Origin of the sequence: Bacillus sp. AY2-1, from assembly GCF_008368965.1 — a bacterium.
Classification (GTDB): Bacteria; Bacillota; Bacilli; order Bacillales; family Bacillaceae_G; genus Bacillus_A; species Bacillus_A thuringiensis_S.
The window spans coordinates 1-1,104 of the sequence record NZ_QPEL01000259.1 but is presented as its reverse complement, the minus strand read 5'-3'; the positions used below and the strand labels follow the sequence as shown (position 1 = coordinate 1,104).

Below are 1,104 nucleotides of genomic sequence, written 5' to 3'. Positions count from 1 at the left end.
CCGTACTTTTTGAATTTGGGTATTCCTAGAAACCCAGAGATAAATATAAAGAATTTTAATTTTCTTTTGCTTAGATGGAAATTTATTAGATATCTAATTATTACTTTGACTAACTAAAAGTTGATATGGAATATTAATTTATCCAATGAGTCATATATAAATTTTTTATTAAAAGGAGAGCGGTTATAATGGATATGATTAAACTATTGATTTTTGAAGAAAATACCCATTTTATGAGTAAAATACATAATACCATAAGAGAAAGTAAAGATATTAAAATAATTGCCACTACAAGTGATACAGTTACGTTATTAGAATTAGTAAAAATTTTGACTATAGATGCTATTCTTTTAAGTATTGAAGATCCGAAAGAATTTAATTTAATTACTAAAATTTTAAATGTATGCCCAAATATGAAAATAATTATACTTACAAACATACATGATGGTAGCTTAATAAAATCATCCTTTGCTGCCGGTGCAACAAATTATGTCTTGAAGAAAGAATATTCAAGTCTTCCATTAAAAATAAAAGATAGCTGCCAACAATACACTCCTTTTGCAATTTTAATTAACGATTATTGTTTCTTAAAAAAGGAATTTATATTAAGTGATTTAACTTTTTCTGAAAGAGAGGTATATAACCTTTTAGAACAAGGTTATAGTAGATCCCAAATACAAAGTACACTTTTCAAATCACAAAATACCATTAAAAGTCACATACATAATATTTTAAAAAAAATGCATTGTCCCGATACAAAATAGTGATGACAGGTTAATAGTTTTTCACTAAATTACATTTGGAGGAGATTGAAAATGAAAGAACTATTAAAAAACCCTGTTTTACAAAACAAATATTCAATGAAGGAAAAAAACCCAGCTGGTGATCTTCTACAAGAAGTTAATGAACAAGAAATGCAAGAAGTGAACGGTGGTCTTGGCGGTGCTGAATCTAGAGCCATTGCTAAAAGAATGGGACTTGGAGACAACTATGGTACTATGTGTACAGTATCTGCAGAATGTATGTTTACAATTAGCTGTGGAAACTAATTAACAGTAGTAAAAACTAAAAATTCTTAAATACCAAAAAATAATGAGCAATTAA

General features: G+C 27.2%; 2 protein-coding genes. Both read left to right on the top strand.

Annotated elements, in window-relative coordinates:
- Positions 1-188: 188 nt before the first annotated feature.
- On the top strand, positions 189-764 hold the full coding sequence (locus DN403_RS30020) for a LuxR C-terminal-related transcriptional regulator (protein ID WP_149186077.1): 576 nt from the start codon (positions 189-191) through the stop codon (positions 762-764).
- A gap of 51 nt (positions 765-815) precedes the next feature.
- Positions 816-1,049 carry a plantaricin C family lantibiotic gene (locus DN403_RS30015; protein ID WP_098437983.1) on the top strand — a complete coding sequence of 78 codons (234 nt, stop codon included), beginning with the start codon at positions 816-818 and terminating at the stop codon, positions 1,047-1,049.
- Positions 1,050-1,104: the final 55 nt, after the last annotated feature.